At 74.4% G+C, this 7,286-nt stretch carries 9 protein-coding genes and 1 pseudogene; 7 read left to right on the top strand and 3 right to left on the bottom strand.

Features of this window, described 5'->3' with window-relative positions:
* Nucleotides 1-312, bottom strand: a 312-nt coding sequence (locus GTW08_RS06675) for a TetR family transcriptional regulator (protein ID WP_161151578.1), incomplete at its 3' end; no start/stop codon positions are given.
* A 383-nt stretch (nt 313-695) separates the two neighbouring features.
* Here GTW08_RS06675 and GTW08_RS31590 point away from each other — a divergent pair.
* Nucleotides 696-1,328 (top strand): hypothetical protein, encoded by a 633-nt coding sequence (locus tag GTW08_RS31590; RefSeq protein WP_073573969.1) that lies wholly within the window; start codon nt 696-698, stop codon nt 1,326-1,328.
* Between the two features lie 76 nt (nt 1,329-1,404).
* On the opposite strand, the gene GTW08_RS31585 is transcribed toward GTW08_RS31590, so the two are convergent.
* On the bottom strand, nt 1,405-1,872 hold the full coding sequence (locus tag GTW08_RS31585; RefSeq protein WP_237453606.1) for a hypothetical protein: 468 nt from the start codon (nt 1,870-1,872) through the stop codon (nt 1,405-1,407).
* A 46-nt stretch (nt 1,873-1,918) separates the two neighbouring features.
* A pseudogene (locus tag GTW08_RS32875) lies at nt 1,919-2,122 on the bottom strand (alpha/beta fold hydrolase); the annotation flags it as partial.
* A gap of 166 nt (nt 2,123-2,288) precedes the next feature.
* Here GTW08_RS32875 and GTW08_RS06660 point away from each other — a divergent pair.
* The 6 genes from GTW08_RS06660 to GTW08_RS06635 all read left to right on the top strand — a co-directional run.
* A complete protein-coding gene (locus GTW08_RS06660) occupies nt 2,289-3,479 on the top strand; it encodes an FAD-dependent monooxygenase (RefSeq protein ID WP_073573970.1) in 1,191 nt (396 codons plus the stop codon).
* 110 nt (nt 3,480-3,589) lie between these two features.
* Nucleotides 3,590-4,510 (top strand): LysR family transcriptional regulator, encoded by a 921-nt coding sequence (locus GTW08_RS06655; protein ID WP_062401995.1) that lies wholly within the window; start codon nt 3,590-3,592, stop codon nt 4,508-4,510.
* Nucleotides 4,507-5,610, top strand: coding sequence for a mandelate racemase/muconate lactonizing enzyme family protein (locus GTW08_RS06650; RefSeq protein WP_073573971.1), 1,104 nt, complete (start codon nt 4,507-4,509; stop codon nt 5,608-5,610). Before GTW08_RS06655 ends, GTW08_RS06650 begins: the two co-directional genes overlap by 4 nt.
* A 26-nt stretch (nt 5,611-5,636) precedes the next feature.
* Nucleotides 5,637-6,476 (top strand): catechol 1,2-dioxygenase, encoded by an 840-nt coding sequence (gene catA, locus GTW08_RS06645; RefSeq protein ID WP_073573972.1) that lies wholly within the window; start codon nt 5,637-5,639, stop codon nt 6,474-6,476.
* Complete coding sequence (locus GTW08_RS06640; RefSeq protein WP_073573973.1) at nt 6,476-6,760, top strand: muconolactone Delta-isomerase family protein; 285 nt, start codon at nt 6,476-6,478, stop codon at nt 6,758-6,760. Before catA ends, GTW08_RS06640 begins: the two co-directional genes overlap by 1 nt.
* 214 nt (nt 6,761-6,974) lie before the next feature.
* The coding region (locus GTW08_RS06635) for a hypothetical protein (RefSeq protein WP_161151577.1) at nt 6,975-7,286 on the top strand (312 nt) is incomplete at its 3' end.

Here is a 7,286-nt window from a genome sequence, read left to right as displayed (position 1 = left end):
CGCGACCCGGGCGAACGGCGTCCCGGTGTGCGCGATGACCTCCTCGCAGAACACGTGCAGCGCCGCCACCCCGGACAGCCCGGCCGCACGCCGCGCCACCCGGGCGTCGAGGTCGTCGAGGGCCCGCCGGAACGCGCACTCCACGATCGCGGCGCGGCCGGCGAAGTAGTGCGCCGGCGCCCCGTGGGCAACCCCCAGTGCCGCGCTGACCTCCCGCAGCGTGACCGCGTCCGGACCGCGCTCGGCGATCAGCCGCCAGGCGGCGTCGGCGATCTCGCCCCGGCGCTGCTCGTGGTCCACCCGCTTCGGCACGGTCGCTCCTCGTGTCAGCTCACGTTTTTTCTACACCAGGAGAACCATGCTGGCCGAACCAGATCCGGACGATCCTAGTCCATTCGGGCTAACGATAAGTCGTCGTCGCACGTCACCGGGCTGCTCGGTCTGACCCTCGCGCTCGGCGGCTCGGACACCCCGCGCGAGGCCCCGCACGGCGCGAACACCGTCATGCCGGCCCGGCTGTTCGTGACGGTGCACGGCAGCGGGGGCGACATCGTCGACGCGCCCACCGGGCGGCCCCACCCCGACGCACCACAGGTGCACGTCGACGTCGAGCGGCGCCAGGTCGGGATCCGCGTGCCGCACTCCGCGTGGGACCCCGCCGACGGGGCGCAGCGACTCGCCGCCGCGACCGGGCTGTGGGACAGCGACGCCGACGCCGACCTCCTCCGCAGGTCACCGCGGACGCGACGCACCCCGGCGGCGCCGTCGTCGGCGACCCGACGCCGTCGGCGTTCTCCGACGCGGCCTTCCGGTTCCGGTTCTACGAGCCCTTCGAGGCGCCCTATCGGAACCAGAAGCGCGCGATCGCGGACGACGACCTCTCCGGGACGTTCTCGCCGGTCAACCCGTACCTGCGGGAGTTCCGCCACCTCGACGCGCCGGTCGACGCCGACGCCGAGGACGTGCTGGAGATCCGATCGGCCGGGGTCGGCACCGTGACCGTCGACCCGGAGCGCGCCGGCGTCGGGTGCGACGCCCGCCTCGACGTGCACACCGACGGCCCCCTGACCGTCATGCTCGACGGCTGCGGCCGGACCGAGTCCTTCGACGGCAGCGACTCCGGTGGCCTGGCGAAGCCGGCGACGTTCGCGCCGGCCGACCCGCTGGCGCCGCTCGGCAACCCGGCGCAGGGCACGCCGCTCCCGCCGGAGGTGGGCAACGCCCCGCAGGCGCCGCTGCAGGAGCTCCCGCCCCTGCGGTTCCCGCCGAACCAGCTCGGCCAGGACCCGGCGCCCGGTGACGGCGCGCAGGAGTCCCCGACCGGCTGACCCTCCGCACGGGCACGGGCACGGGAGCGGGCCCCCGGGACACCCGGGGGCCCGCTCCGGTGGGTCGGGACGCGGCTCAGGCCTTCAGCAGGGCCTCGGCCAGGGCGTCGGGGCGGGTGAAGCAGCCCTCGTGGCTGCCCGGCACGGTGACCGGGGTGACCCCGAGCCGCTGCGGGAAGCGGTCCCAGCCGTACTCGCCGGGCGGCAGCGCGACGTCCTCGGTCGAGAGCACGTAGGCCACCGGCACCCCGAGCGTCGCCGGGTCGATCGGTTCCACGGTCTCGGTGAAGTACTGCAGCGGCTGCGGCACCAGGAGCTCGTGCACCAGGCGCTGGACCGGCTCGTCGGCGTCGTTCATGAATGCGCCCTGCCACACCTCGAACGGCAGCGCCACGGAGTTGTCGCCCGAGGCGGCGGCCTGGCCCTCGAACAGCTCGCGGTACTGCGGGGGCACCTCGTCGTTGAGCGAGCGGCCCGCGGCGGGCACGAACGCGCTCCAGTAGACGAGCTTGCGCAGCCGGGGGGGAGACCCGGTGCGCGGCACCGGTGATCACGTAGCCGCCCCAGCTGTGCCCGACGAGAGTCACGTCGGTCAGGTCGTGCGACTCGATCAGGTCGACGACCGCGTCCACGGTGTCGGACAGCCGGTCGCGGGTCGGGTCGTCACCGTCGTGCAGCCCCGGCAGGGTGGGGGTCAGCACGCGGTGCCCCGCCGCACGCAGCCGCTCGGCGACCGGGCGCCAGGCCCAGCCCCCGTGCCAGGCACCGGTCACCAGCACGAACGTCTCGGACATCGCTCACTCCTCGTCGAGGTCGGAACGGGGAAACGGCCCCCGGCGGGTGAGCCTGGCGGACCGGCGGGGCCCGGAGAAGAGGCCGTGCGGGTCGTGCCGAAAGGGGTCCCGACTGAGACGATCCGTGGAGAGATACCCCCTCGGTATCCGTGTCAGGATCAGAGTCATGGACGAATCAGTGGTGATCGTCGGTGCCGGGATCGGGGGCCTCTCGCTGGCCCTCTCGCTGCACGCCCGCGGCGTCCGGGTCACCGTGCTCGAGCGGGCGGCCGAACTGCGCGAGGTCGGCGCCGCCGTCGCGCTGTCGGCGAACGGGCTGCGCCCGCTGGACGAGCTCGGCCTGCTGGGCGAGCTGGAGAAGGTGTCCGCCCAGCCGACCGCGCTCATCCACCGCGGCTGGCGCGACGACGAGCGGGTGACCGCCTTCCCGGTCGGCTCCGACGGCAGCTACCGGCGCCGCTTCGGCGCCCCCTACCTGGGCATCCACCGCGCCGAGTTCCAGCGGGTACTCGCCGGCGCCTGTCCCGCCGGGATGGTGCGGCTCGGCTGCGAGGTGACCGCGGTCGACCCGGACGGGACGGTCACCCTCGCCTCCGGGGAGCGCGTCCGGGGCCCGGTCGTCGTCGGTGCGGACGGGGTGCACTCCCGGGTGCGCTCGGTCGTCGACCCCGCGGCCCGCCCCCGCTACACCGGGACGTCGGCCTTCCGCGGGATCGTCGACGTCGCCGACGCCCCGCTGCTGCCCGACCCCGGCGCGATCCAGTTCTGGATGGGCCCGGACGCGCACGTGCTGCACTACGCGATCGGCCCGCACGCCGAGCAGATCAACTTCTTCGCGGTGCTGGAGGGCCCCGACCCGTGGACGGGCGAGACCGGGCCGACCGACACCGACCCCGGCACTCTGGCGCGGGCCTTCGACGGCTGGTCCCCGGGCGTCGTGCAGATGCTGACGGCGGTGCCGCAGTCCCCGCGCTGGCCGCTGTACACGCTTCCCCCGATGACGCGCTGGTCCCGCGGCCGCGTCGTCCTGCTCGGCGACGCCGTGCACACGATGCTGCCGCACCACGGTCAGGGCGCGAACCAGTCCATCGAGGACGCGGCCGTGCTCGCCGACCTGCTCGCCGCCCCCGGTGCGCTCGACGGCGGCCACACCGCGGTGTTCGACCGCTACCAGCGGCTGCGCCGGGCGCGGACCCGGTCGATCCAGCGCAGCTCGCTGGTCACCAGCGGACTGCTGCACCTGCCCGACGGCCCGGCGGCCGACGCCCGCAACGCGGGGCTGACCGGGCTGGACCCGTGGTTGACCTGGATCCACGGCGTGGACGCGCGGGCCGACACCCGGCCCGTACCGGCCTGACCCGGGATTCAGCTGATTCACCTCTGAATCGGACCCTTTCCGGTCTTTGTGTCTACAGAGTCGCGCGCCTACCGTCAGATCACGCGCCGGATGCGAGGGAGGTGACGGGAATGGATCTGCGGCAGCTCCGCTACTTCGTGGCGGTCGCGGAGACGCGGCACTTCGGCCGCGCCGCCGAGCGGCTGCACATGGCCCAGTCCCCGCTCTCCCAGGCCATCCGTCAGCTGGAGAGCCAGGTCGGCGCCACCCTGTTCGAGCGCACCACCCGCCGGGTCGACCTGACCCCGGCGGGGACGTCGCTGCTGGAGGACGCGCGGCGGATCCTCGCCGGCGTCGAGGACGCGCGCCGCCGCGTCGAGCAGGTCGCCGCGGGCACCGAGGGCGTGGTGACCGTGGGTGCCACCGACCTCGCCGCCTACCGGCTGCTGCCGCGGCTGGCCCGGGTCGCCGCCCGCCGGATGCCGGGCGTCTCGCTGCGGTTCCTGCCCGGGCTCCTCACCGCCGCCCAGGAGGACGCGCTCGACGAGCGCCGCATCGACCTCGCCGTGCTGCGCCCGCCGGTGGTGCGCCCGGAGATGTCGGTCCGCCCGATCGCCCAGGAACGGCTCCTCGCGGCGCTGCCGGCCACGCACCGGCTCGCCGGGGCCGGGACGGTCGCGCTGGCCGAGCTGCGCGGCGACGACTTCGTCGCCTACGGCGCCCCCGGGTCGGTGGTCGACTCGGTCGCCACCCAGGGCTGCCTGGACTCCGGGTTCCTCCCGCGGCGCCGCACCGAGGCCCGCGACACCCCCATCCTGCTCACCCACGTCGCCGCCGGTGCCGGGGTCGCGTTGCTGCCCGAGTCGGTGCGCGCCCTGGGCACCGAGGGCGTCGTCTACGCCGACCTGGACCGCGAACTGCGCGTCGACCTGGCCCTGGCCTGGCGCACCGACGACGACTCCCCCGCCCTCGTCCGGCTGCTCGACGTGCTCGCCGAGCGCGCCCACGAGCTGGACCCCCGCCCCGCCACCGTCCCCGGAGGACCGCAGTGAAGATCGTGGCCGTCGAGGCGATCCCGTTCGCCGTGCCCTACCGCAAACCGCTGCGGTTCGCCTCCGGCGAGGTGCACACCGCCGACCACGTGCTGGTGCGGGTGCACGCCGAGGACGGCGTCGTCGGCGTCGCCGAGGCCCCGCCCCGCCCCTACACCTACGGCGAGACCCAGGCCTCCATCCGCGCTGTGGTCGACACCGTGTTCGCCCCGGAGATCGTGGGCCTGAGCGTGTTCGAGCGGGAACGGATCCACGCCGTCCTGGACCGCACGATCGGCAACCCCACCGCGAAGGCCGCGATCGACATGGCCGTCTGGGACGTCATCGGGCGCCGGCTCGGCGTCGGCGTCTCCGAGCTGCTCGGCGGATACACCGACCGGATGCGGGTCTCGCACATGGTCGGCTTCGCCCCCGACGACGTGATGGTCGCCGAGGCGCAGCGGATGCGCGACGAGCACGGCGTCACCACCTTCAAGGTCAAGGTCGGCCGCCGCCCCGTCGCGCTGGACACCGGCGCCTGCCGGGCGCTGCGCGAGGCGCTGGGCCCCGACGTGGAGCTCTACGTCGACGGCAACCGCGGCTGGACCGCGTCGGAGGCGGCGCGGGCCCTGGACGAGATGGCCGACCTCGGCCTGACCTTGTCCGAGGAGCTCATGCCCGCCGACCAGGTGCTCGGGCGACGCTGGCTCACCGCCCGCACCACCGTCCCGACCGTCGCCGACGAGTCCGCAACCCGACCCGGCGAGGTGACCCGCGAGCTGCTCGACGGCGCCGCCACCATGATCAGCATCAAGACCGCGCGGACCGGGTTCACCGGCTCGCAGCGGGTGCTGCACCTGTGCGAGGGACTCGGCACCGAGGTGGTCATGGGCAATCAGGTCGACGGTCAGCTCGGCACCGCCTGCACGGTCGCCTTCGGCGCGGCGCACCGCCACACCAGCGCCCGCGCCGGGGAGCTGTCGAACTACCTCGACATGAGCGACGACCTGCTCACCGAGCCGCTGCGGATCAGCGGCGGCGAGCTGCGCGTCCCCGGCGGGCCCGGGATCGGCGTCGACGTCGATCCCGACAAGCTCGCCCACTACCGCACCGACACCTGAGTACCGCCCCACCACAGGAGAGAGACATGTCCGAGACCGCCACCGCCGCCGGCTCCGGCGCGAACGCCACCGCCACCTTCGCGAAGAAGGAGCGCATCGGCGCCGCCGCCGACCCGGCCCGGGTGTCCGCCATCGCCACCGACACGCTGCAGGCCCTGCACGAGGTCATCCGCAAGCACGAGGTGACCTACGCCGAGTACGACGCGCTCAAGGCGTGGCTGATCCAGGTCGGCGCCGACGGCGAGTGGCCGCTGTTCCTCGACGTGTTCGTCGAGCACGTCGTGGAGGAGGTCGCCAACGCCGACCGCCGCGGCGCCGTCGGCACCATCGAGGGCCCGTACTACGTGCCGGGCGCCCCGGTCATCGAGTCCGGGTCCGCGATGCCGATGCGTCCCGACGAGAAGGGCACCCCGCTGCTGTTCCAGGGCACCGTCACCGACCTCGACGGCACCCCGGTCGCCGGCGCGACGGTCGATCTCTGGCACGCCGACGACGAGGGCTACTACTCCCAGTTCGCCCCCGGCATCCCCGAGTGGAACCTGCGCGCGGTCGTCCACACCGGCGCCGACGGGCGCTTCGCGTTCCACACCATGCAGCCCGCGCCCTACCAGATCCCGACCGACGGCTCGACCGGCGCGTTCATCGACGCGGCGGGCTGGCACCCGTGGCGGCCCGCGCACCTGCACCTCAAGGTGTCCGCGCCCGGCAAGCAGCCCGTCACCACCCAGCTCTACTTCGACGGCGGGGACTACGTCGCCGACGACGTCGCCCAGGCCGTCAAGCCCGATCTGATCCTGCACCCCGGCCCGGCCGCGAGCGGCACCGGCAACGAGGTCACCTACGACTTCGCGCTGGACCCCGCCTGATGGCCCGCTTCGCCGTCCGGATGGAGGTCGACCTCCCCGCCGACATGGACCCCGACGCCAAAGCCGACCTGCTGGCCCGGGAGAAGGCCTGGTCCCAGCAGTGGCAGCGATCGGGTGAGTGGGTGAGCATCTGGCGCTGCGTCGGTGAGTACGCCAACCTCTCGATCTTCGAGGTGCGCGACAACGAGCAGCTCCATGAGATCCTGTGGGGTCTGCCGCTGTTCCCGTACATGACGATGCAGGTGACCCCGCTGGCCACGCACCCGTCGGACATCCACGCCTGAGCCCCGCCGGGGCGCCCGGACCCGGTGACGGGCGCCCCGGCGGCCACGCCGACGGCTTCACCGCCTCCGGGCGCCCGGCCCGGGACCGGTTCGGCGAGCACCTGCTCGGCTGAGCCCGGCCCGTTTTTACCGTCGGCTTCCCCAGGGCTGTCCGCGGGCTGAGGTGGGGCGTCCTAGCGTCGGGGACACAGCGACGACCGTCCCCGGAGGCCCGATGATCCAGCCGGATCTGCAGCTCGTCGGACCCGCCGAGTTCGCCCGCGACCAGACCCTGCTTCTTCTCGCCGGCGACCCGGCCCTCACCCGGTCCGGTGTCACCTTCGCGAGCGTCGTCGCGCTGCCGGGGATCGGCGGGTCGTACGCCGTGCCTGCCCGCGCGACCGAGGACGTGCTCGCCCTGACCTGGTCGCCGCCGCGCGCCGCCGCCGCCGGCACGGTGTGCCAGCGCGTGTGCCTGTCGGTGGTCCCGTCCCGCGACGGGCACCGGCGCGGGGGCGCAGCGGTCCTGCGGGCCGCCGGGCGGGCA

The sequence above is a fragment of the Pseudonocardia sp. SID8383 genome, assembly GCF_009864975.1.
Taxonomy (GTDB): domain Bacteria; phylum Actinomycetota; class Actinomycetes; order Mycobacteriales; family Pseudonocardiaceae; genus Pseudonocardia; species Pseudonocardia alni.
Note: the sequence above shows the minus strand (reverse complement) of the source record. Positions and strands in the feature narration are given on the sequence as shown.